Genomic DNA, 21779 nt, shown 5'->3' on the forward strand with positions numbered 1-21779 from the left:
CGGGGGAGGGCGACATCACGGCGCTCATCGGTGGATCGCCGTCTGCGGCGCCTCGTTGCCGCGTGCATGGCCGCGGTACATGCCTTCGGTGTTGAAGGGCATGCAGACATTGCCCGCGCGGTCGACCGCGATGAGCCCGCCGCTGCCGCCGATGGCCGGCAGCGACTGCATGACCACCGCCTGCGTGGCCTGCGCCAGCGACTCGCCGGCGTAGCGCATGCGCGCGCAGACGTCGTAGGCCGCGGCCACGCGAATGAACATCTCGCCGCTGCCCGTGCAGGAGACGGCGGCGCGCTGGTCGTCGGCGTAGGTGCCGGCGCCGATCAATGGCGAATCGCCGACGCGGCCGACCCGCTTGTTGGTCATGCCGCCGGTGGACGTGGCGGCCGCCAGGTGCCCCTGCAGGTCGAGCGCCACGGCGCCGACCGTGCCGAACTTGCGGCCCTCGTCGAGCGGCGCACCGGGCAGGGTGGTGGTGGCGGCGGTGGCGGTGGCGGCCGACGCCGCGCCGTCGTGATCGAGCACCACGCGGCCGGCAGCCTGCGCGCGATGCAACTGGGCGCGTCGCGCCTCGGTGGAGAAGTAGGCCGGCTCCACCATCTCCAGCCCGCGCTGGCGCGCGAAGGCTTCGGCGCCGGCGCCGGCCAGCAGCACGTGGGCGCCGTCCTCCATCACCGCGCGGGCCGCGCGCACCGGGCGGCGGACGTGGCTCACGCCGGCCACGGCGCCCGCACGCAGGTCGGCGCCGTTCATCACGGCGGCGTCGAGTTCGTGCGTTTCGCTGGCGGTGAACACCGCGCCGTGGCCCGCGTTGAAGAGCGGGCAGTCTTCCAGCATTTCGACCGCGAGGCACACCGCATCGAGCGCCGAGCCGCCCTTCAGCAGCAAGGACTGGCCGGCCTGCACGATGGCGCGCAGGGCCTCGTGGTACGCCTCGGCCGCCGCTGCGTCGAGCGCGGCGGCACTGATGGTGCCGGCGCCGCCGTGAATGGCGATGACGGGTGTGCTTCTCATCGGGTGTTCTTCTTTCTGGAGGACCTGGTGAGCCGGACCGGTGCCGGCCCGGGCTTGATTCTGGCCCCGCCGTGCGGATCGCGCAGATCCTTGGCGCCGTGCAGCCAGGGCATGACGGTCTGCACCACCTTGCTGGCGGCCTGGAAGGCGCCCGGCGCGCGCAGGGCGACGGCGCTGGTCAGTGCTTCGACCAGCGCGAGCACGCTGGTTTCGCAGTTGGGGCGAAAGCGCGTTTCGGTCTGCGCATAGAGCGTGATGTCGGCCAGCGGCGCGAGCGGCGAGCTGGGCCGGTCGGTCAGCGCCAGCACGCCCACGCCCTGCTTGCGGGCGATCTGGGTCAGGGCCAGCGTGTCGGTCAGGTAGCGCGGAAAGGTCAGTGCCACCAGCAGGTCGCGCGGCCCGCCGCGGGACAGCGCGCGGGCGCCGTGCGTCACGCCGCTCATCGATGGCAGCAGCCGCACGTCGGCGCAGTAGGCGTCGAGCCCGTGGTGCAGCAGCCCGGCCAGCCAGGCGCTGGCGCCGAAGCCGGCCACGAACACAGTGCGCGCGCCGAGCACGCGCTCGACCGCCGCCTCGCACGAGGCTGGGCTCAGCGCATGACGGGTGCTCTCGATGTTGCGCTGGCTTTCTTCCAGCGACATCGCGAACACCTCCGCCACCGTCGACGGGTTGGCCAGGTTGCCCCGCAGCCGCTCGACCGGCGCCACCAGCGGCTCGAAGCCGCGGACGAGCTCGGCCCGGAAGCTCGCGTAGCCGTCGAAACCCAGCGCCCGCGCGAACCGGTTGGCCGTGGCCACCGACACGCCGGCCATGGCCGCCAGCTCGTCGATGGGCAGCGTGGCCACCTGCAGCGGACGCTCCAGCACGTAGTCAGCCACCTGGCGGTGCGAGCGCGTGAGCTGCGGCAGGGCCTGGGCGATGCGCTGCGGGACGGTGACGGCGTGGGCGGGTGGCATGCGGCTGCATCGAGTGCATCGAGGGGAGCGGAATGCTCCCTCAAGGTGCGGAAAATGTAAACGGAATTACAACAAGGTGCGCGGGAAGAAAATTTTCGATCATCGCGGCACGATAAGCAAGCGACGGGCCAAGCAGGCCGATCACGACGCGAGTTCGATGGTGCAGCGTCCAGCGTCTGCCCTGATCAATCTGGCCTCGAGAGCATCTAACGCGTGCGGCGCCGGCGACGCACGCCGACAGCGAGACCCGTTCTTTGCTGCGCGATTTGCGCGCATAGCTCGACGAAGAGGGCGGCCGACGGCGATGGGGAGCGATTCTTCGGGGTGATCGCGCAGATCGTCCGATAGGCCGCCGCGCTGTGCATTCGCAAAGGCACCAGGCCCACAAGCCCGATGTTCTCGATCAACGACTCGGGCAGTTCTCCGATCCCGAGATGGGCCGCGATCAGTCCCAGCATGGTGCCGACGTGCGCGACTTCGAACGCCGGCCGCAAGCGCACGTTGTGGCGTGCGAACTCGGTATCGATCAACTGTCGCACGCCGCTGCTGCTGTTCATCACGATGTGCGGATAGGCTTGCACGTCGCGCCATCGCACCTCCGCACGCTGCGTCAGCGCGTGGCCAGCCGGGCAGATCACCACCAGTGGATCGCGGAACAGCTCCAGTTGCACCAGGTCGTCCGCCTTCTGCATGAACGGCGCAAGGGCGAGGTCGGCGGTGCCGCTTCGAACCATTTCCACGCACACGTCCGAGAGCACATCGTGGAGTTCGATGTCGACGTCCGGATGGCGCTGCGAGAAGCGCGCGATGACCCCCGGCGCGAAACTCGCGGCCATCGACGGCGCCGCTGCAACTACCAGTCGGCCGCGCTTGCCGGCGACGAAGTCCTGCACGCGAATGAGCGCCAATGCCATGTTTTCCGTCATTGCGGCGGCCATGCTCATGAACTCGTGGCCCACCGGCGTCAGAGCCACCTTGCGCGTGTGCCGGTCGAACAAGCGGGCGCCCAACGTGTCCTCCAGCCGCTTGATGTTGGCACTGAGGGCGGGCTGCGACAGGTGGCACAACTTGGCTGCCTGGCTGAAGCTCATGGTTCTGGCGACCGCGAGGAAGACCTCGATCTGGCGAAGCGAGACATTCATACTTCAGATGGATAAATACATAACAAAATGAGAATAGACGGATAAATAGGCGGGAATTATCTTCGGTTGTCTGCTCCAACCCGAATGGGAAATCGCCATGAATCACACCGCCGATATTTCGGTCGTTCCGTCCGTCCGTCCCACCGGCGCCGCGCTCGGCGCCGATGTCGAGGGCATCGATCTGAACGATGCGCTGTCCGCTGAGCAGGTGACTGCCGTAAAGGCCGCCTGGGCGCAGCATCAGGTGCTGCGCTTTCGTGGCCAGCAGTCCCTGGACGTCCAGGGACTGGCCGCGTTCTCGCGCCACTTCGGCCCGCTCGACCGGCGTCCGACCGCGAGCGGCGGCATGAGCAGCGTGCACGACGCGCTGCCACCTGAAATCACCGTGATCTCCAACGTCAAGGTCGAGGGCAAGCCGCTTGGTGCGCTGGGCGACGGCGAAGCCGTCTGGCATGCCGACATGACCTACAACCCGCACCCGCCGAAGGGCGCCTGCCTGTACGCGGTTGAAGTGCCACCGGCGGGCGGCAACACCCATTTCTCGAACATGTACCTGGCCTATGAAACGCTGCCGGAGGAGTTGAAGCAGCAGATCGAGGGCCTGAGCTGCGTCCACGACGCCAGCCGGAACAGCGCCGGCGAACTGCGCCTGGGATTCGCTGACAACACCGACCCGCGCCAGACGGTCGGCGCGCAGCACCCTCTGGTGGCGGTGCATGCCGTCACCGGGCGCAAATGCCTGCTGCTTGGGCGGCGTCGCAATGCCTATGTGCCCGGATTGCCGCTGGAGCAGAGCGAGGCCCTGCTGGACCGGCTCTGGGCCCACGCCACACAGCCGCAGCTGACCTGGACCCAGGTCTGGAGCGTCGGTGACGTCATGATGTGGGACAACAGCTGCACGATGCACCGTCGCGACTCGTTCGACCCCGCTTCGCGCCGACTGATGTATCGCACGCAGATCGCCGCCAGCGTCGCGTCATGAGCGCAGGACACCGCATGAAGATCGACAGCGTGTGCGTTCGCCAATTGCACTTTCCGCTGGTCACGCCGTACAAGGTGTCGCTGCTCACGATGCGCGAGTTCGATCCGTTCGTCGTCGAGGTTCGCGACACCGAAGGCCGCAGCGGATTCGGCGAGGCACTGATCGTGCCGGGCTACACCACCGAAACGGTCGAGGGCTCATGGCGACTTTGCTGCACGCTGGCCGAACGCATCGCCGGGCTGGATGCAGCCGACGCCGCGGCGGTGGCCCGTTCCGAAGTCCACGCCGGTGTCGGCGCGGCCAGCGCCGTGCTGGCTGCACTCGACATGCTCGCCGGGCACGAGGTCCTGCGTCCCGTCGAGCAGGTGTCGGTGCCGCTGCTCGCACCGTTGCATTCCGAGGACCCCGGTGCATTGGCGGAAGAGATCGAACAGGCGCTGGGGCGCGGCTTTCGCACACTCAAAGTCAAGGTCGGATTCGCATGGCAGCGTGACCTCGATCAGGTCGAGACGATCCAGCGCCTGGTGGCCGGGCGGGCCACGTTGCGGCTCGACGCCAACCAGGGATTCGACTCGGCCGATGGCATCGCATTTGCCAAGCGCCTGACGCCGCAAGGCATCGAGCTGTTCGAGCAACCTTGCCTGCTGGACGACTGGCGCGCCAATGCCGCTGTGGCGGCGGCCTCCAGGGTGCCGGTGATGCTGGACGAATCGATCTATGACGAGTCCGACATCGACCGCGCTGCCGGCGTGGCCGGCGTCGGCTTCGTCAAGCTCAAGCTCAAGAAGATCGGAAGTGTCGACATGTTGCTGGCCGCCCTCGGGAGGATCCGCGCACTTGGCCTGACGCCAGTGTTGGGCGATGGTGTCTCGCTCGAGATCGGCTGCTGGATGGAAGCTTGCATCGCGGTTCGCGCCATCGACAACGCCGGCGAGATGAACGGCTTCCTGAAAACCCGCGAGCGGATTTTCGAGAACCCGCTGCCGTTCGCGCAGGGCGCCATTCAGATCCCTGCCGGTTATGCACCGCGCATCGATCGCGACATGCTGGTACGCAGCACCTTGCGCGAATCGTCGTTCGCCGCGCGCGCCGTCGTTGCCTGAACCGAACAACAGTGCGTTTGCCGCACGAAATGGAGACACCATGACCCGGTCCATGACAAAGATCCTCGTCCAGCTCGCTTCGGCTGCCTTGTTGCTGGCGGCAGGAGCAGGGGCCGCGGCGGCGACCTTTCCCGCCAAGCCCGTGGTGCTGATCGTCGCCGGGGCGCCCGCCGGCGGTACCGATGCCATCGCGCGCATCGTGTCGGCCGAGCTGTCGCAGTCGCTGGGCCAAAGCGTGGTGGTCGAAAACCGTGCCGGTGCCGGCGGCATCATCGGCACCAAGGCCGTGGCGGGCGCGCCCCCCGATGGCCATACGCTGTTGATGGGCCATGTCGCCACGAATGCCATCGTGCCTGCACTGATCAAGCCACGCCCGTACGACCCCGTCGCCGATTTCGTGGCCGTTGCGATGGTGGGCAGCGCACCCGACCTGCTGGTGGTGTCGTCCAAGAGTGGCATCGACAACCTGGCCGATCTGCTTGCCAAGGGCAGGGCCACGGGCAGCCTTAGCTACGGATCGCCCGGCGTGGGGCTGCCGCAGCACATCTCCGGCTTCGCGCTGGCAAAGGCCTCCGGCGTACCGATGCAGCACGTGCCGTACCGCGGCAGCGCGCCGGCCATCACGGACCTGATCGGCGGCCAGATCTCGATGATGTTCGTCACACCCGGTGCCGCGGTGCCATACCTGAAGTCCGGCCAACTGAAGGCCATCGCCGTCACCTCGCCCAAGCGCAACCGTTTCTTTCCGGAAGTGCCCACCGTGGGCGAGCTGGGCTTTGCCTCGGTGGAGCAAACGGGCTGGTTCGGCGTGTTCGCACCGGCTGGCACCCCTGCCGCGGTGGTTCAGGCGCTCAGCACCGAGATCGGCCGTGCCGTCGGCAAGGCCGAAGTGCGCGCCAGGCTTGAAGCGATGTACCTGGAGCCGGCGACGGATCCGTCCTCGCGCACGTTCAGCGCCTTCGTGAAGGCCGAAGTGGACAAGTGGGCGGGCGTCGTCAAGACGCTCGGCGTCAGCGCCGAATGACGCACCGCTTCGACAACACGAACCCAAGGAGACTTCCATGCAATTGAACATCGGTATAGGTGCCCCGTTGCGGCTGGCCACGGCCGCCGTGGCGCTGCTGGTCGCCTTTGGCTCGCAGGCGCAAGGCGACTACCCGGCTCGCCCGGTGCAGGTCGTGGTGGCCTATCCCGCAGGCGGTGGCACCGACACTCTGGCGCGTCTCATCACGAACGAACTCACGAAGGACCTCGGCCAATCCTTCGTGGTGGTCAACAGGCCCGGTGCGTCGGGACTGATCGGCACCAGTTCGGTGGCGCGGGCCGCGCCGGACGGCTATACCCTGCTGCTCGACACCGGCAACGTCACGCTGCGCCCCGCCATCGAGCCGAGCACGCCGTTTCGGCCCAAGGACTTCGCGCCGATCGCGTTGCTCACCGAATCCCCGGTGGCGCTGGCCGTGAATGCCGACCTGCCCGTGAACTCGGTGCCTGAGCTGATCGCCTACAGCCGCGCCAATCCGGGCAAGGTCAACTACGCGTCAACTGGCCCCGGCTCGCCTCAGAACCTGGTCGGTGAACTCATGAAGAAACAGGCTGGAGTCGATTGGGTCCAGGTGCCCTATCAGGGCGGTGCCGCCGCCCTCAACGATCTGAACGCCGGACGCGTGCAAGTGATGTTCAGCAATCCGGTTCCGCTGATGCCCTACGTCGCCACCCACCGACTCAAGGTGTTGGCCGTGACTTCGCGCGAGCGACTTCCTGCGCTCGACAGCGTGCCCCACATGGCTGAAGCGGGGCAGCGCGATTTCGTCATCGGCTTCTGGAATGGCGTGCTCGCGCCCGCCGGCACGCCCGCGCCCATCGTGAAGAAACTGGGCGACGCCTTGCTGAAGACCGTGGCCCTGCCGCATGTGCGCGAGGCACTGGTGCGACAGGGCAGCGTGCTGACACCACTGGGCCCCGCTCCTTTTGCCAAGTACATGACCGAAGACAGCGCGCGCTGGGAACGCATTGCCAAGACCATCGACTACAAACCCGCTCAATGAAAGATTGCGAATGAAGCTTGGATCGTTCTGGATGGGCGGCAAGCCCGGCTATGGCGTTGTGACCGACGGGGGCATCGTCGATCTCGGGACCGCGCTGGGCGATCGCTACGCCGATCTGCGCAGCCTGCTGGCAGCGCCGGAAGGCCTGGCGCGGGCGCGCGAATACGCGGCCGGCCGCAAGGCCGACGCCGCGTTCGAAGAGGTGGGCTACCTGCCCGTCATTCCGAACGCGGCCAAGATCTTCTGCATCGGGGTCAACTACGCCGACCATCTCGATGAAACGAAGCTCCGCTCGGCCGCCCACCCCACGGTGTTCTTGCGCTACGCCGAGTCTCAGGTCGGCCACCAGCAGCCGATGCTGCGACCGCGCGAGTCGACCCAGTTCGACTTCGAAGGCGAAGTCGCACTCGTCATCGGACGCGGCGGAAGGCGCATCGCCGCGGCCGATGCGTGGCAGCATGTGGCGGGGTTCAGCTGCTACAACGACGGCTCGGTGCGAGACTGGCAATTCCACACCACGCAGTGGGGCCCGGGCAAGAACTTCGCGGCGTCCGGCGCATTCGGCCCGTGGATGACGACTGCCGACGAGTTCGACTTGAACACCACCCCGCTCACACTGACCACACGGCTCAACGGCGATGTAGTACAGCAGTCCGACACCAGCTTGCTGATCTTCTCGGTTCCTGAACTCATCACCTATTGCTCGACCATCCTGCCGTTGGCGCCGGGCGACGTGATAGTGACCGGCACGCCCGGCGGGGTCGGCATGGCACGCCGTCCGCCGCTGTTCATGAAGCCCGGAGACGCTGTCGAAGTCGAAGTGAGCGGTGTCGGCAAGCTTCGCAATACCGTCGAGGCTGATTGAATCGACCCCTTACGCCAACGGTTGCTCGTGCTTCGTGCCGTCGCCCGCCCGCCGCGAAAACGTGTCGAGAATGAGCTGCGTGGTTTCACGCGGAGCATCCCAATGCGGGAAGTGGCCACAGCGTTCGAACCAGTGCATTTGCGCGTCCGGAAACATGGACAGTGCCCGCTTCGCTTGGCGCGGGAAACAGACCTTATCCTGGCGGCCCCACCCGATGACGAGTGATGCATCGATGCTGCCGCGGGGAGCGCCTTTTTGTTCTTCGCCATAGGCCAGTCGATGCAGCAATTCGTCGAACGAGCGTGAGTGTGCATAACTGCGCATTTCGTCGAGGACGACGTCGGGATCGAGCGCCCAAGGTCTTCTGGAAAACTGTGCCAGCAGCATGGTGCGTGCAATCTTGTTGCAGGTGATGGTCGGCATGAGCGGCTGCAACATGCGCACGGCGCGAATCGAGAGCCAGATCGAGGAGAAGAAGGCGTGGCGCTCCCAGCCGCGCCAGAAGCCTCCGGGATCGAGGGAAACGACGGACCCCAAGACGCCGCCGCGGCGCGCCAACTCGAGCACGAGCCTGGCGCCCATCGAACTGCCGACCGCGTCCACGTCGCGCAGGCCCTGTGTGTCGATAAACGAAGTGACTGCATCGCACAGCGAGCGAATCGAAGTTTCACCGCGCAAGGGCGGTGTGGCGCCGAAGCCAGGCAGGTCGACGGCAATGACGTCGTGGCGTGCAGCCAGTGGTTTCCAGATGGTGGACCAGGATCGGGCGCTGCCGCCCAGCCCATGGATGAGCAACAGCGGCTTGCCTGTGCCTGATCGCAGGTGATTCATATTCATGGGTTGATCTCATGTCGGAACGACATCGCGGACTTGTCCGGATGCGCGGTCTTGGACGATCATGCGCCTGATGCAACGTGAAGCGCGTCGGCCATGACGACATCCGGGAACACGGTGCGGGCCTCCCGAGCAGCCGCGCGCGGCCCGCCAACGCTTTCAAGCCGCTCAAGCCCGCGGCCCTTTCTTCTTCGCCGCACGAACCTTGCCCGCCGCAGGCACATCCCCCGGCCCGCTGCGCAGCGCCGCGCGCAGCGTCTCTTCCACCTTCAGCGCAGCGAACTCCGTCTGCACCGCATCCACCATCTTCGCGCTCGCCACCGACACCTTGCGGTTGCTCGGCCAGGCCACCACCCAGGCGGTCTCGAAGCCCTTGATCGGCGCCAGCGAGACGGAGCCGGCCTCGTACTCGCGCAGTGCCGCCGAGAAGGGCACCACCATGTAGGCGACGCCGCGGCACACCAGGTCGATGCTCAGGTGGAGCGGCTGCACGTCCATCAGCACGTTGAGCGGCAGGCCCAGCCGGCTCGCTTCCTTGCTGAGGCCGCTGGTCACGCGGTTCGAGCGCGAGATCAAGAGCGGATGCTTCGCGACGAACTCGAGGTCCACGGGCTGGTCCATGCGCAGCCCCGCGCGCGAAGGGCCGCCGACGACCAGCGGCTCATTCACCAGCAAGCGCGTGCTCAGCGCCTTGCCCTCGGCGTCGTTGCGCAAGAAGATGCCGACGTCGCAGACGCCGCGCGCCAGCGAATCGGCGATCACGTGGGACAGGTTCTCGATCACGCTCAGGCGCACCTTGGGGTAGCGGCGCAGGAAGCCTTCGAGCACGGCGCCGCCGATCAGCACGCGCGTCGATGGCGTCATGCCCAGCACCAGGTGCCCCGATGGCACCTCCGACTCGGCCTGCAGGTCTTCCTTCAGCTGATGCACGTCCTGCAGCAGTTGCCGCGCACGTTCGCCGAGGATCTCGCCGGCCCGCGTGAGCACCACGCCGCGCGAGGTGCGCTCCAGCAGCTTGGTGCCGGTTTCCTCTTCGAGCAGCTGCATCTGCCGCGTGAGCGCGGACTGCGAGATGTAGCGTACCCGTGCCGCCGCAGCGAAGCCGCGGTGCTCCACGATCGAAAGAAAGTAGCCCAGTTGGCGCAGGTCCATGCGCGCCAGTATAGGAAGCGCCCACCGGAATTTTCGATAGGCACCTCGCGAACAGAGTACGTTTGTTTTAAGTAAAAACGCGAATCTCGGCCTCAGCCATCTAATTATTGGATAGCCGACTCGCCCAAATTGAATTTCCTCCCCCTTGGGCATTGGATGACACTGCCATCGAGGACGCGGCGATGCACCGCTTCCATCCAAGGCACGAGAGACAGAGACAGGAGACATGACCATGCTGACCCGGCAACAGATCACCAGCTACGAGGAGCAGGGCCTGCTCGTGCTGCCTTCGTTCTTCGATGCCCAGGAAATCGGCGAACTGATGGCCGACATGCCGCGCATCTGCGAGCTCCAGCGCCCCGAGATCGCGCGCGCTGCCACCGGCGAGATGCGCACGGCGCTGGCCTTGCACCGCTACAGCGAGCCGTTCCGCCGCTTCATGCACAACCCGCGCCTGCTGGAAATCGCGCGCCAGCTCATCGACGACGACGTGTATTGCCACCAGTACAAGATCGTCTGCAAGGACCCGATGGGCACGCTCGACTTTCCCTGGCACCAGGACTACGGCAACTGGCAGGACCTCGACGGCATGCCCGCGCCCCGTGCGCTGAACATCTCGATCTACCTCGATCCGGTCACGGAGTTCAACGGGCCCGTGGCCTTCATCCCGGGTTCGCACAAGCGCGGCCGCATTCCTTCGCTGGCCGAGCAGCCTGCGGGCTTGGAAGGCATGACCACACTGGCGCGGCTCAATCGCGGGGTGATCGAAGACCTGGTCAACGAATTCGGCATGGTCTCGCCCAAGGGGCCGGCCGGCACGGTCGCGATCTTCCACGGGCTCACCGCGCATGCGTCCACGCCCAACATCAGCCCGTGGACGCGCCACATCCTGTACTTCACGGCCAACGGCGTGCGCAACGCGATCCGCCAACCGACCCGCCCCGACTACGTCGCGCATCGCACCTTCGATGTGCTCGAGCCCGAGCTCGCCGCGGCTTGATGCATGAACACGGCAGGAGACAAGGCATGGACTCGCGCATGAACAACACCCAGGCTTCCACCACGAACCGGCGCGGCTTCCTGGCCGGCAGCGCGGCGATGGCCGCCGCCGGCGCACTGCCGCTCTTCAGCATTCCGCGCTATGCGCGTGCGGCAGAGATCAACCTGAAGTACGGCAGCGAGCTGCCGCTCGAGCATCCGCAGGTGGTGCGCATCAAGGAAGCGGCCGAGGCCGTGGGCAAGGAAACCAATGGCCGCGTGAACATCGAGGTGTTCGCGAACGGCGCGCTGGGCAGCATCACCGACATGATTTCGCAGACCCGTTCGGGTGCGATGCAGATGCTCAGCGTCGCCATGGCCAACATGACCACCTTCGATCCGAAGGCGTCGCTCAGCATTCCCTACGCTTTCAGGGACTACGACGCCGTGTGGGCCGCGATGGACGGAGACGTGGGCGCGCATTCGCGCCGCGTGATCAGCCGCTTCGGGCTGCACGTGTTCGACAAGATGTGGGACCACGGCTTTCGCCAGATGACCTCGCGCGTGAAGCCCATCGCCTCACCCGACGACCTGAAGGGCGTCAAGATCCGCGTGGCCGTCGTGCCGATGTACGTGTCGCTCTTCCGCTCGCTCGGCGCGGCGCCCACGCCGATCAACTTCAGCGAGCTCTACACCTCGCTGCAGACGCGCGTGGTCGACGGCCAGGAGAACTCGCTTGCGCTCATCGACAGTGCGCGCTTCTATGAAGTGCAGACCTTCGTGTCGATGACCAATCACATCTGGGAAGGCTACGTCACGGTCTTCAACGACGCGGCGTGGAAGAAGATTCCCGCCAACCTGCAGGACACCATCGCGAAGAGCTTCGCGCAGGCCACGCTTGCGCAGCGCCAGGACATGGTGGCGCTGTCGGGCAAGCTGCAGGCGCAGCTTCAGACCAAGGGCATGAAGTTCAACCAGCCCGATCCGGCGCCGTTCCGCAAGGCCTTGACCGACGCCGGCTTCTACAAGGAGTGGCGCGAGAAGTTCGGGCCCGAGTCGTGGGCCGTGCTCGAGAAGTACAGCGGCAACCTGGCCTGAGCGGCCGGCGGCACGGCAAGACAACCTCAGTCAACACAAGACAAGCCCTCCAAGGAGACCCGAATTGCTGACCCGAGAACAGATCGAAAGCTATGAACGCGACGGCTACCTGGTGCTGCCGGAGCTGTTCACGCCCGAAGAAATCGCGGTGGTGCGGCGCGCCGCATCCGACGTCTACGCCATGGACCGCCCCGAGATCTGGCGCGGCAAGGGCGGCGAATTTCGCCTCGCTTTCGGCGTGCAGCACTACCACCCGGTGTTCGACCTCTTCCTGCGCCACCCGCGCCTGGTCGAGCCCACGCGCGACCTGCTGGGCGGCGATGTGTATTGCCACCAGTACAAGCTGATCAACAAGCAGCCCTTCGGCAAGCTCGACTTCCCCTGGCACCAGGACTTCGCCAACTGGAACGTCTTCGACGGCATGCCCGAGCCGCGCGCGCTGAACATCTCGGTGTTCCTCGATGAAGTCCACGAATTCAACGGCCCGGTGATCTTCATCCCCGGTGCGCACAAGGAGGGCCTGATCCACGCCGACGTGCTGCCGATGGATGGCGTGGACCAGGACGGCGCGCACACCATCACGGGCAAGGAGCTCGAGCGGCTCGCGCGCGCCAACGGCATGGTCGCGCCCAAGGGCAAGGCCGGCACGGCGGTGCTGTTCCACCCGTACATGCCGCACGCCTCATCGCCGAACCAGTCGCCCTGGCCGCGCAGCACCATCTACCTCACGAGCAACCGGGTGGACAACCACATCCGCAAGCCCACGCGCCCCGAGTACGTGGCGCACACCGACTTCACGCCGATCGTGGAAGTCGCCGACGACGCACTCCTCACCTACGAGGAAGCGGCGGCCGCCTGACGACCGGCGCCCCTCCACCGAATGACGAACACCCCGCCGCGGCGGGAATGGCCGAGCCATGCCTGAAAACTTCGAAGCCCGAACCGAGCGAGCACCGGATGCCGACAAGGCCGCGGTGATCGCCGCCGACGACGCGCGCCTCGCGGCCATGTGCGGCAACGACCTGCACGCGCTCGGGCAGTTGCTCGACGACGGGCTCTCGTATTGCCATTCCACCGGCGCCGTCGAGGACAAGTCGCAATACCTCGATGCGCTGCGCAGCGGAAGGGTGAAGTACGTCTCGATGCAGCGCGACATCGCGCATCTCGGGCGCTGGGGCGCGTGTGCCGTCATGCAGGGCACCGTCGGCGTCACGGCCGAGGTCGCGGGGCAGCCCTACCGCACCCGGGCCGCTTTCACCGCCACCTGGGTCGAAACGCACGGCGCCTGGCGCATGGCCGCCTGGCAGGCCACACCGTCGACACACGCCTGACTCATCACCATCGGAAGGACGAACAATGAACGCCGCTGGAGACATCATGGACGCCCATCAGGCCCCAGGACCTGGCAGCACCCTGCCGCCATCCGCCTTCGCCGTGTCGGTGAGGGCCGCGACCGGCTGGCTGGTCAAGGGCATCGAGGCGGTGTGCGCGCTGATCCTGGTGGTCGAGATCGGGCTGCTGTTCACGGGCGTCATCTGCCGCTACGTGCTGCACTACCCGCTGGTGTGGTCCGACGAGCTCGCCTCCATCCTCTTCATCTGGCTGACCATGCTGGGCGCCGTGCTGGCCTTGCACAAGGGTTCGCACATGCGGCTGACGGCCTTCGTCAACCGCCTGCCGCGATGGGCGCCGCTGCTGGGCACCATGTCGCTGCTGCTGACCGTGGTGTTCCTCGCGGCGCTGATGCATCCGGTGTGGGAGCACGTGCAGTCCGAGTCGATCCTCACCACCACGGCGCTGGGCATCCAGAACACCTGGCGCGTGTCGTCGCTGCTCGTCGGGCTGGCGCTGATGCTGCTGCTGAGCGGGCTCGACCTGGCCACGCGAACCAACTTCAAGCAGCTGCTGGTCTGCGCAGCCATCGCGGCCGTGGTCGGTGGCGCATTGTGGGCGGCGGGCCCGTCGCTGCGCGGCCTCGGCAACTACAACCTCGCGATCTTCTTCGTCGTGCTGGTCGGCCTGTGCGTCGCCGGCGGCATGCCGATCGCCTTCGCCTTCGGTATCGCCACCGTCGCCTACCTGGGCTTCACGACCGACGCGCCCATGAGCATCGTCATCAGCCGCATGGACGAAGGCATGTCGCACATCATCCTGCTGGCCGTGCCGCTGTTCGTGGTGCTGGGCCTGCTGCTGCAGATCACCGGCATCGCCAAGGCGATGATCGAGTTCCTGGCCTCGCTGCTCGGGCACGTGAAAGGCGGACTTTCCTACGTGCTGCTCGCCGGCATCTACGTGGTCTCCGGCATCTCGGGGTCGAAGGCCGCCGACATCGCCGCCATCGCGCCCGCGCTGTTCCCCGAGATGCAGAAGCGCGGCTACAACAGCGGCGAGATGGGTGCGCTGCTCTCGGCCTCCGCGGCGATGTCGGAGACGATTCCGCCGAGCCTGGTGCTGATCACCATCGGCTCGGTGCTCGGCGTGTCGATCTCGGCCCTGTTCACCGGCGGCATCATCCCCGCGCTGGTGCTGGCGCTCGCGCTGGCCGTCGTGGTCTGGTTCAAATCGAAGGGCAACGCACCGGCGGTCGCCAAGAAGGCGACGCGCAAGGAAGTGCTGCGCCTGCTCATGGTCGCCGTGCCCGCGCTGTCGCTGCCGCTGGTGATCCGCGGGGCCGTGGTCGAAGGCATCGCGACGGCCACCGAGGTCGCCACGGTCGGCATCGTGTATGCCGTGCTGATCGGCGTGCTGGTCTACCGCACCTTCGACGCGCGGCGCATTTATCCGATGCTGGTGGAAACGGCCACGCTCTCGGGCGCGATCCTGCTGATCATGGGCACCGCCACCGCCATGGGCTGGGCGCTGAGCCAGTCGGGCTTCTCGCGCCAGCTGGTCGCCGCCATCTCGGGCGTGCCCGGCGGCGCAGCCGGCTTCCTGGCCATCAGCATCGTCGTCTTCATCGTGCTGGGCTCGCTGCTCGAAGGCATCCCTGCCATCGTGCTCTTCGGGCCGCTGCTGTTCCCGGCCGCCCGCGCGCTCGGCATCCATGAAGTGCACTACTCGATGGTCGTGGTGCTCGCCATGGGCATCGGCCTCTTCGCGCCGCCCTTCGGCGTGGGCTTCTTCGGCGCCTGCGCCATCGGAAAGATAGATCCCGACAAGGCGGCGGGCTATATCTGGCCCTACATGGCCGCGCTGCTCGCGGGCCTCGCACTCGTCGCTGCATTCCCCTGGCTGTCCACCGGGCTGCTGTAGCCCGCCATCCCCTCGATCTCGCACCCATGGCCATCACCCAACTCTTCGCCCGCGGCGCCTCTCTGCATCCCGCCCGCATCTGCCTGCAGGACGAGACAGGCACCCGCACCTACGCGCAGGTGCGCGATCGCGTCACGCGCCTGGCGGGCCGCCTGAACGCCGCCACCGGCCAGCCGGCCGGCGAGAAGTGCGCCGTGTATTCGCCCAATGCGGCCGTCGCCGTGGAATGCCTGATCGGCATCCAGTGGGCCGGCGCCGTGTACGTGCCGCTCAATCCTAAGAACCACACGCAGGAAAACGTCGCGATCCTCGACAACTGCGACGTCACCACGCTCTTCTTTCACAGCGCGCTCGTCGCGCAGGTCGAGCAATTGCGCGTGGCCTGCCCGCGGCTCACGCGCTTCATCGCCATCGACAAGCCGGTGTCGAACGCGCTCTTCCTCGACGAGTGGATCGCCGACGCCGCACCGCGCGCGACGCCTTTCCCCTTCGAGCCGAACGACGTGGTCGCCATCTACTCCACCGGCGGCACCACCGGCCTGCCCAAGGGCGTGATGCTGACCAGCAACAACTGGGACATCACGGCCGCCAACTTCCATGCGCATACGCCGGTGAAGAAGCCGCCGGTGTTCCTGGCCGTGTCGCCGATCACGCATGCGGCTGGCACCTTCGCCTTCATGGTGATGGCGATCGGCGGCAAGACGGTCATCCTGCCCGGCTTCGACGCCGAGGCGGTGCTGGCGGCGATCGAGCGCGAGCGCGTCACGCACGTCTATCTGCCGCCCACGGCGATCTACATGCTGCTCGAGCACCCCTCCATCCGCGCACGCGACTACTCGTCGCTGGAATACTTCATCTACACCTCCGCGCCCATGGCGGTGACCAAGCTGCGCGAGTGCCTCGACATCTTCGGCCCCGTGATGATCCAGTTCTGGGGCCAGACCGAGGCGCCGAGCTTCTGCACCTGCCTGGCGCGCGAGGACCACCTGGACCTCACGCCCGAACGCGAGAAGCGGCTGCAGAGCTGCGGCCGCCCGACGCTGCTCACGCCGGTGGCCGTGATGGACGAAGAAGGCCGGCTGCTGGCGTCGGGCGAGAAGGGCGAGCTCGTGGTCAACGGCCCGCTGGTGATGGCCGGCTACTACAACAACCCCGCCGCGACGGCGGCCGTCTCCACCTACGGCTGGCACCGCACCGGCGACGTGGGGTACGTCGACGCCGACGGCTACGTGTTCATCGTCGACCGCAAGAAGGAAATGATCATCACCGGCGGCTACAACGTGTACCCGCGCGAAGTCGAGAACGTGCTGCTGGCCCACCCGGCCATCCAGGAATGCGCCGTGGTCGGTGCGCCGCACGACAAGTGGGGCGAGGCGGTGACGGGCGTCATCGAGCTCAAGACCGGCAGCACGCTCGAAGCCGGCGAACTCATCGCCTGGTGCAAGTCGCAGCTGGGCAGCGTGAAGGCGCCCAAGTCGGTCGAGTTCTGGCCGCAGCTCCCACGCACGTCGGTCGGCAAGGTCGACAAGAAGGTGATCCGCCAGCGCTTCTGGGAAGGCCTGGAGCGCGCGATCTGATTTCCATTCAACGCCAACAAGGAATCCAATGACCGATGTCTACGTGATCGCGACGGCCTGCACGCCGTTCGGCAAGTACCCCAACAAGAGCTTCAAGCAGCTCACGCGCGAGGTCTACACCGCACTGCTCGCCGACGCCGGCCTGGCCGACGGCGAGCGCATCGAGACCTCGTGGTTCGCCAACGTGAAGATGGAGATGTTCAAGCAGCCCAACATCCGCGGGCAGGTGTGCTTCTCCGAACTCGTGGCCGAGGGCCTGTTCCCGCAGTACGCGCCCATGTTCAACGTCGAGGGTGCGTGCGCCACCGGCTCGCTCGCCTTCCATGGCGCCTGCAAGGACATCCTGAGCGGCGAATCGGAACTCTCGCTGGCCATCGGCGTCGAGAAGACCTTCATTCCCGACGACCCGAAGCGCCAGTACGAGCTGTTCACCGGCGGCCTCGACCAGATGAACCCCGAGGTGTGGGAAGACTACTACCGCAAGGCCGGCGAGAAGATGGGCCGCCCCTGGTCGCTCAACGAGGGCGGCGGCACGCTGAACATGGACACCTACGCGATCCAGGCCGCGTACCACATGAAGAAGTACGGCACGACGCAGCGCCAGTTCGCAATCGCGGCCTCGAAGACGCACCACAACGGCAGCCTGAACCCGCTGGCGCAGTACCAGTTCGAGGTGAGCGTGGAGAAGGCGCTCTCCGATCGCGAGATCAGCTACCCGCTCACGCGCTCGATGTGCGCGCCCATCGGCGACGGCGCGGCCGCCGCGCTGGTCTGTTCGAAGAAGACGCTGGACACGCTGCCGCCCGCGGTGCGCGAGCGTGCACTCAAGGTCGCCGGCCGGGGCCTGGCCAACGGCAAGTACCGCGACATCGACGAGCCCGGCGTGAGCCACGTCGCGGCCAAGCGCGCCTATGCCAACGCAGGCATCGGCCCGCAGGACATCGACCTGGCCGAGGTGCACGACGCCACCACCTTCGGCGAGATCTTCCAGCCCGAGATGCTGGGCTTCTGCGACCTGGGGGGCGGCGGCAAGCTGCACGAATCGGGCGCGACGGCCATCGACGGCCGCATTCCGATCAACACCTCCGGCGGGCTGATCTCCAAGGGCCACCCCGTCGGCGCGACCGGCCTGTCGATGATCCACGAGATCGCCACGCAGTTGCGCGGCGAGGCCGGAAAGCGCCAGGTGAAGGGCGCCCGCACCGGACTTGCCGAGAACGGCGGCGGCACGCTGGGCTTCGACGACGCGATCTGCGCCATCACGATCCTGCAGCGCCCGTAACCACGCCATCCGCATCCATTCGACCCTCACCCGCACAACCAGGAGACACGACATGAACACGACACCCGAGATCTCGCGCCGCCGTCTGCTTACCGGCTCGCTGCAAGCCGGCGCCGCCATGGCTGTCTTCAGCATTCCCCGCTTCGGCCACGCGGCGGAATTCAACTACAAGTTCGGCAGCAGCATGGCGGCCAACCATCCCTCGACGTTGCGCAACGAGGAGGCCTTCAAGAAGATCCGCGAAGAAACCGGCGGCCGCGTGGACATCCAGTCCTTCCCGGCCGGCGCGCTGGGCAGCGACATCGACATGGTGTCGCAGGTCCGCTCGGGCGCGCTGCAGTTCATGTACCTGCCGCAGGCCCACCTGTCGAGCATGGACCCGCGCGGCGCGCTGCACAGCGTGCCCTTCGCGTTCAAGGACTACAACGCCGTGTGGGGCGCGATGGACGGGGAACTGGGCACCTACATCCGCAGCATCTACACCAAGGTCGGCCTGCACGCCTTCGACAAGGCGAGCGACCACGGCTTCATGCACATGACGACGCGCTCGAAGCCCATCGTCACGCCCGACGACATGAAGGGCCTCAAGGTGCGCGCTTCGGTCGTGCCGCTGTACGTGTCGCTGTTCCGCGCGCTGGGCTCGGCGCCGACGGCGATTCCCTTCCCCGAGCTGTACGTCGCGCTGCAGACGCGGGTGGTCGACGCACAGAACAACCCGCTGCAACTGCTGGAGATCGCCAAGCTCTACGAAGTGCAGAGCTACTGCTCGCTGACCGGCCACACCTGGGAGGGCTATTACAGCTGCGCCAACGGCAAGGTGTGGGGCGCCCTGCCGCCGGACCTGCAGGCCGTGGTGAGCAAGCACATCAACCAGGCCACGCTCAACGTGCGCGAAGACCTGGTCAAGTTCAATGCCAGCGTCGAGGCCAGCCTCACGGCGAAGGGCATGAAGTTCAACCGGCCGGACCGCGAGCCGTTCCGCGTTGCGCTGCAGAAGGCCGGCTTCTACAAGGAATGGCGCGAGAAATTCGGCGCCGAGGCATGGACCGTGCTGGAGCGCTCCAGCGGCAACGGCCTGGCATAGGAGTCGCCGCCATGCAACTCACGCACGCGCAGCTGGCCACCTTCGACAAGGAAGGATGGCTGTTCTTTCCCGAGATCTTCGATGCCGAGGAAATGGCGGCGCTACGCGAGGAGGCGACCCGCGTGCTGGCCGAGCCGCGCGAGGAGATCCGCCGCGAAAAGTCGGGCGCGCCGCGCACGGCCTTCGCCGTGCACCGCTACAGCGAGCTCTTCGAGGCCCTGGCGCACGACCCGCGCCTGGTCGAGCCGCTGGAGCAGATCTTCGGCGAGCAGGTGTACATGCACCAGTTCAAGATCAACGCCATGACCGCCTTCACGGGCGAGACCTGGATGTGGCACCAGGACTTCCCGTCCTGGCACCGCTTCGACGGCATGCCCGCGCCACGCGCGATGAACATCGCGCTCTTCGTGGACGAGGTCAAGCCGATCAACGGCGCGCTGATGCTGATCCCGCGCAGCCACACGCACGGCGCGCTGCCCGATGCCTACGACGACATGACCACCTCGCACCCGGGCTGGTACCTGACGCAGGGCACCGTGTCCGACATGGCCAGCGAAGGCGGCATCGTCGCGCCCACCGGCAAGCCGGGCGGCCTGCTGATGTTCCACGCGAACATGGCCCACGGCTCGCCGCCGAACATGACGCCGTATCCGCGCCGCATCGTGTACCTGACGCTGTCGGCCGTGTCGAACCATCTGGTCGGCCAGCAGCAGCGGCCCGAGTTCATCGCGCACACCGACTTCACGCCCGTGCAGGCCGGACGGCCCGGCGATCTGCGCGACATGATCCGCCGGCGCAGCGGCATCGCGGAGCCCGCATGACCGACATGCCGCCGCTCGCGCAGCGCCACTTCGGCACCGTTTTCGAACGGGCGCTGGCCGCGTATCCGCACAAGACGGCGATCCGCGACCCTGAGCGCGCGCTGAGCTACGCGCAGCTGTACGAAGAGGGCATGCGCGCGGCCGGCGGCCTGTCGCGACTGGGCGTCGAACGCCAAAAGGCGGTGCTCTTGATGCTGGACAACCACGTCGACTTCGTCGTGCTGTGGTGCGGCCTGAGCCTCACGGCGCGCATCGAGGTTCCGATCAACACCGCCTACCGCGCGAACCTGCTGGCGCACATCATCGACAACTCGGCGGCCAAGGTGCTGGTGATCGAGGCCGGGTACCTCGACCGGCTCGTCGAGGTCGAAGCCTCGTTGACGGCGCTCGAAACGGTGGTGGTGCGGGGCCACAGCGACGTGACGCTGCCCGCCCGCTGGAAGCGGCTGGCCTGGGAGGCGCTCTCCGCCGGCGAGCCCGACGGGCCCGCGACGCTGCATCCGGCCGACGTGATGGCCATCCTCTACACCTCCGGCACCACCGGCCCGTCGAAGGGTTCGGTCAACACGCACGGCCACGGCTACACCTACGCGCACCCGTCGAACTTCGGTGCAGCGGGGCTTGACGACGTCGCGCTGGTGCCGCTGCCGCTCTTCCACATGGGCGGGCAATGGGCCGCCGTCTACAACGCCTTCATCGGCGGCGCGACAGCCGTGGTGCTGCCGAAGTTCAGCGCCTCGCTCTTCTGGCAACAGGCCGCGCAGTACGGCGCGACCTACGCGTTCCTGCTCGGCACCATGACGCACTTCCTGCTCAAGCAGCCGGCCTCGCCGCACGACCGGGCCCATGCGCTCAAGAGCATGCTGCTCGTGCCCGTTCCCGCCGAGATCGACGATTTCACGCAGCGCTTCGGCGTCGACCGCATCGCCGCCGCCTTCGGCTCCACCGAGGCCGGCGTCATCGCGCACGCCCCGCTGGGGCGGGGCCGCGCCGGCGCTGCCGGCTGGGTGCGCGATGGCATCGAGACCTTGATCGTCGACGCGCAGGGCCTGGAGGTCGCGCCCGGCGAAGTCGGCGAACTGTGGGCCCGCGCCAAGGAGCCCTGGACCATGATGAGCGGCTACCACGCGATGCCCGAGGCCACGGTCGCTGCCTGGCAGAACATGTACTTCCACACCGGCGACGCGGTGCGGCAGGCCGAGGACGGGCAGCTCGTTTTCGTCGACCGCGTGAAGGACGCGATCCGCCGCCGGGGCGAGAACGTCTCGAGCTTCGAGGTGGAGCGCGAGATCAACGCCCATCCCGACGTGGCCGAGTCGGCGGTGATCGCGGTGCCCAGCGAGTTCGTCGAAGACGAGATCAAGGCCTGCGTGGTGCTGCGCGAGCGCTGCGACCTGCAGCCGCACCAGCTTCACAGCTTCCTGGAGCCGCGCCTGCCGCGCTTCGCACTGCCGCGCTACATCGAGATCCTGTCGCAGCTGCCCAAGACGCCCACCGAGAAAGTGCGCAAGACCGAGTTGCGCACGGCCGGCGTGACCCCCGCCACCTGGGACCGCGAGCGCCACGCCGCGCGCCCTTGAACAGGGACAGA

20 protein-coding genes and 1 pseudogene are annotated in these 21779 nt (G+C 67.2%); 15 read left to right on the forward strand and 6 right to left on the reverse strand.

Annotated features, from left to right (window positions below; all coding sequences use genetic code 11):
- Window positions 1–24: 24 nt before the first annotated feature.
- The 4 genes and pseudogenes from B0W80_RS24100 to B0W80_RS36515 all read right to left on the reverse strand — a co-directional run.
- Window positions 25–1014 carry an isoaspartyl peptidase/L-asparaginase family protein gene (locus B0W80_RS24100; RefSeq protein WP_077001695.1) on the reverse strand — a complete coding sequence of 330 codons (990 nt, stop codon included), beginning with the start codon at window positions 1012–1014 and terminating at the stop codon, window positions 25–27.
- On the reverse strand, window positions 1011–1970 hold the full coding sequence (locus tag B0W80_RS24105; RefSeq protein ID WP_083745589.1) for a MurR/RpiR family transcriptional regulator: 960 nt from the start codon (window positions 1968–1970) through the stop codon (window positions 1011–1013). The genes B0W80_RS24100 and B0W80_RS24105 overlap by 4 nt, the downstream gene beginning before the upstream one ends.
- A gap of 206 nt (window positions 1971–2176) precedes the next feature.
- A complete protein-coding gene (locus B0W80_RS24110) occupies window positions 2177–2914 on the reverse strand; it encodes a LysR substrate-binding domain-containing protein (protein ID WP_256856675.1) in 738 nt (245 codons plus the stop codon).
- Between the two features lie 21 nt (window positions 2915–2935).
- A pseudogene (locus tag B0W80_RS36515) lies at window positions 2936–3112 on the reverse strand (LysR family transcriptional regulator); the annotation flags it as partial.
- Window positions 3113–3209: 97 nt separating this feature from the next.
- Here B0W80_RS36515 and B0W80_RS24115 point away from each other — a divergent pair.
- The 5 genes from B0W80_RS24115 to B0W80_RS24135 are packed head-to-tail and all read left to right on the forward strand — an operon-like array spanning window position 3210 to window position 8110.
- Window positions 3210–4094, forward strand: coding sequence for a TauD/TfdA family dioxygenase (locus B0W80_RS24115; RefSeq protein WP_077001697.1), 885 nt, complete (start codon window positions 3210–3212; stop codon window positions 4092–4094).
- A 14-nt stretch (window positions 4095–4108) separates the two neighbouring features.
- Window positions 4109–5197: a mandelate racemase/muconate lactonizing enzyme family protein gene (locus B0W80_RS24120; protein WP_179107011.1), complete on the forward strand. Its 1089-nt coding sequence runs from the start codon at window positions 4109–4111 to the stop codon at window positions 5195–5197.
- A gap of 40 nt (window positions 5198–5237) precedes the next feature.
- A complete protein-coding gene (locus tag B0W80_RS24125; protein WP_077001699.1) occupies window positions 5238–6221 on the forward strand; it encodes a tripartite tricarboxylate transporter substrate binding protein in 984 nt (327 codons plus the stop codon).
- A gap of 37 nt (window positions 6222–6258) precedes the next feature.
- A complete protein-coding gene (locus tag B0W80_RS24130; RefSeq protein ID WP_077001700.1) occupies window positions 6259–7245 on the forward strand; it encodes a tripartite tricarboxylate transporter substrate binding protein in 987 nt (328 codons plus the stop codon).
- 10 nt (window positions 7246–7255) lie between these two features.
- Window positions 7256–8110 carry a fumarylacetoacetate hydrolase family protein gene (locus tag B0W80_RS24135; RefSeq protein WP_077001701.1) on the forward strand — a complete coding sequence of 285 codons (855 nt, stop codon included), beginning with the start codon at window positions 7256–7258 and terminating at the stop codon, window positions 8108–8110.
- A gap of 9 nt (window positions 8111–8119) precedes the next feature.
- Here the strand turns inward: B0W80_RS24135 and B0W80_RS24140 are convergent, their stop codons facing one another.
- Together B0W80_RS24140 and B0W80_RS24145 are read right to left on the reverse strand one after the other, a co-directional pair.
- On the reverse strand, window positions 8120–8947 hold the full coding sequence (locus tag B0W80_RS24140; protein ID WP_077001702.1) for an alpha/beta fold hydrolase: 828 nt from the start codon (window positions 8945–8947) through the stop codon (window positions 8120–8122).
- A gap of 165 nt (window positions 8948–9112) precedes the next feature.
- Window positions 9113–10096, reverse strand: coding sequence for a LysR family transcriptional regulator (locus B0W80_RS24145; protein ID WP_077001703.1), 984 nt, complete (start codon window positions 10094–10096; stop codon window positions 9113–9115).
- Between the two features lie 232 nt (window positions 10097–10328).
- Between B0W80_RS24145 and B0W80_RS24150 the strand changes: the two genes are divergently transcribed.
- From B0W80_RS24150 to B0W80_RS24195, 10 genes are all read left to right on the forward strand, one after another.
- Window positions 10329–11096 carry a phytanoyl-CoA dioxygenase family protein gene (locus B0W80_RS24150; RefSeq protein WP_077001731.1) on the forward strand — a complete coding sequence of 256 codons (768 nt, stop codon included), beginning with the start codon at window positions 10329–10331 and terminating at the stop codon, window positions 11094–11096.
- A 26-nt stretch (window positions 11097–11122) separates the two neighbouring features.
- Complete coding sequence (locus B0W80_RS24155; RefSeq protein ID WP_256856676.1) at window positions 11123–12172, forward strand: TRAP transporter substrate-binding protein; 1050 nt, start codon at window positions 11123–11125, stop codon at window positions 12170–12172.
- A 64-nt stretch (window positions 12173–12236) separates the two neighbouring features.
- Window positions 12237–13031, forward strand: coding sequence for a phytanoyl-CoA dioxygenase family protein (locus B0W80_RS24160; protein WP_077001704.1), 795 nt, complete (start codon window positions 12237–12239; stop codon window positions 13029–13031).
- A 58-nt stretch (window positions 13032–13089) separates the two neighbouring features.
- Window positions 13090–13503 (forward strand): nuclear transport factor 2 family protein, encoded by a 414-nt coding sequence (locus B0W80_RS24165; RefSeq protein WP_077001705.1) that lies wholly within the window; start codon window positions 13090–13092, stop codon window positions 13501–13503.
- Between the two features lie 46 nt (window positions 13504–13549).
- Window positions 13550–15424 carry a TRAP transporter large permease subunit gene (locus B0W80_RS24170; RefSeq protein ID WP_143684766.1) on the forward strand — a complete coding sequence of 625 codons (1875 nt, stop codon included), beginning with the start codon at window positions 13550–13552 and terminating at the stop codon, window positions 15422–15424.
- A gap of 26 nt (window positions 15425–15450) precedes the next feature.
- Window positions 15451–17001, forward strand: coding sequence for a class I adenylate-forming enzyme family protein (locus B0W80_RS24175; protein ID WP_077001707.1), 1551 nt, complete (start codon window positions 15451–15453; stop codon window positions 16999–17001).
- A 28-nt stretch (window positions 17002–17029) separates the two neighbouring features.
- Complete coding sequence (locus B0W80_RS24180) at window positions 17030–18283, forward strand: thiolase family protein (protein WP_077001708.1); 1254 nt, start codon at window positions 17030–17032, stop codon at window positions 18281–18283.
- A gap of 52 nt (window positions 18284–18335) precedes the next feature.
- Complete coding sequence (locus tag B0W80_RS24185) at window positions 18336–19367, forward strand: TRAP transporter substrate-binding protein (RefSeq protein WP_077001709.1); 1032 nt, start codon at window positions 18336–18338, stop codon at window positions 19365–19367.
- Window positions 19368–19378: 11 nt separating this feature from the next.
- On the forward strand, window positions 19379–20188 hold the full coding sequence (locus B0W80_RS24190) for a phytanoyl-CoA dioxygenase family protein (RefSeq protein WP_077001710.1): 810 nt from the start codon (window positions 19379–19381) through the stop codon (window positions 20186–20188).
- The gene (locus B0W80_RS24195; protein WP_077001711.1) at window positions 20185–21768 is read left to right on the forward strand and encodes an AMP-binding protein; all 1584 of its coding nucleotides are present in this window, start codon (window positions 20185–20187) and stop codon (window positions 21766–21768) included. Before B0W80_RS24190 ends, B0W80_RS24195 begins: the two co-directional genes overlap by 4 nt.
- Window positions 21769–21779: the final 11 nt, after the last annotated feature.

The organism is Variovorax sp. KK3 (assembly GCF_001984055.1).
Classification (GTDB): Bacteria; Pseudomonadota; Gammaproteobacteria; order Burkholderiales; family Burkholderiaceae_C; genus Variovorax.

Excerpts from the sequence above, each read along its gene's own strand:
- B0W80_RS24185 (WP_077001709.1), top strand. The coding sequence starts at position 18,336 with ATGAACACGACACCCGAGATCTCGCGCCGCCGTCTGCTTACCGGCTCG.
- B0W80_RS24140 (WP_077001702.1), bottom strand. The coding sequence starts at position 8,947 with ATGAATATGAATCACCTGCGATCAGGCACAGGCAAGCCGCTGTTGCTC.
- B0W80_RS24165 (WP_077001705.1), top strand. The coding sequence starts at position 13,090 with ATGCCTGAAAACTTCGAAGCCCGAACCGAGCGAGCACCGGATGCCGAC.
- B0W80_RS24135 (WP_077001701.1), top strand. The coding sequence starts at position 7,256 with ATGAAGCTTGGATCGTTCTGGATGGGCGGCAAGCCCGGCTATGGCGTT.
- B0W80_RS24130 (WP_077001700.1), top strand. The coding sequence starts at position 6,259 with ATGCAATTGAACATCGGTATAGGTGCCCCGTTGCGGCTGGCCACGGCC.
- B0W80_RS24105 (WP_083745589.1), bottom strand. The coding sequence starts at position 1,970 with ATGCCACCCGCCCACGCCGTCACCGTCCCGCAGCGCATCGCCCAGGCC.
- B0W80_RS24170 (WP_143684766.1), top strand. The coding sequence starts at position 13,550 with ATGGACGCCCATCAGGCCCCAGGACCTGGCAGCACCCTGCCGCCATCC.
- B0W80_RS24115 (WP_077001697.1), top strand. The coding sequence starts at position 3,210 with ATGAATCACACCGCCGATATTTCGGTCGTTCCGTCCGTCCGTCCCACC.
- B0W80_RS24175 (WP_077001707.1), top strand. The coding sequence starts at position 15,451 with ATGGCCATCACCCAACTCTTCGCCCGCGGCGCCTCTCTGCATCCCGCC.
- B0W80_RS24100 (WP_077001695.1), bottom strand. The coding sequence starts at position 1,014 with ATGAGAAGCACACCCGTCATCGCCATTCACGGCGGCGCCGGCACCATC.
- B0W80_RS24145 (WP_077001703.1), bottom strand. The coding sequence starts at position 10,096 with ATGGACCTGCGCCAACTGGGCTACTTTCTTTCGATCGTGGAGCACCGC.
- B0W80_RS24155 (WP_256856676.1), top strand. The coding sequence starts at position 11,123 with ATGGACTCGCGCATGAACAACACCCAGGCTTCCACCACGAACCGGCGC.
- B0W80_RS24190 (WP_077001710.1), top strand. The coding sequence starts at position 19,379 with ATGCAACTCACGCACGCGCAGCTGGCCACCTTCGACAAGGAAGGATGG.
- B0W80_RS24195 (WP_077001711.1), top strand. The coding sequence starts at position 20,185 with ATGACCGACATGCCGCCGCTCGCGCAGCGCCACTTCGGCACCGTTTTC.
- B0W80_RS24120 (WP_179107011.1), top strand. The coding sequence starts at position 4,109 with ATGAAGATCGACAGCGTGTGCGTTCGCCAATTGCACTTTCCGCTGGTC.
- B0W80_RS24180 (WP_077001708.1), top strand. The coding sequence starts at position 17,030 with ATGACCGATGTCTACGTGATCGCGACGGCCTGCACGCCGTTCGGCAAG.
- B0W80_RS24125 (WP_077001699.1), top strand. The coding sequence starts at position 5,238 with ATGACCCGGTCCATGACAAAGATCCTCGTCCAGCTCGCTTCGGCTGCC.
- B0W80_RS24110 (WP_256856675.1), bottom strand. The coding sequence starts at position 2,914 with ATGAGCATGGCCGCCGCAATGACGGAAAACATGGCATTGGCGCTCATT.
- B0W80_RS24150 (WP_077001731.1), top strand. The coding sequence starts at position 10,329 with ATGCTGACCCGGCAACAGATCACCAGCTACGAGGAGCAGGGCCTGCTC.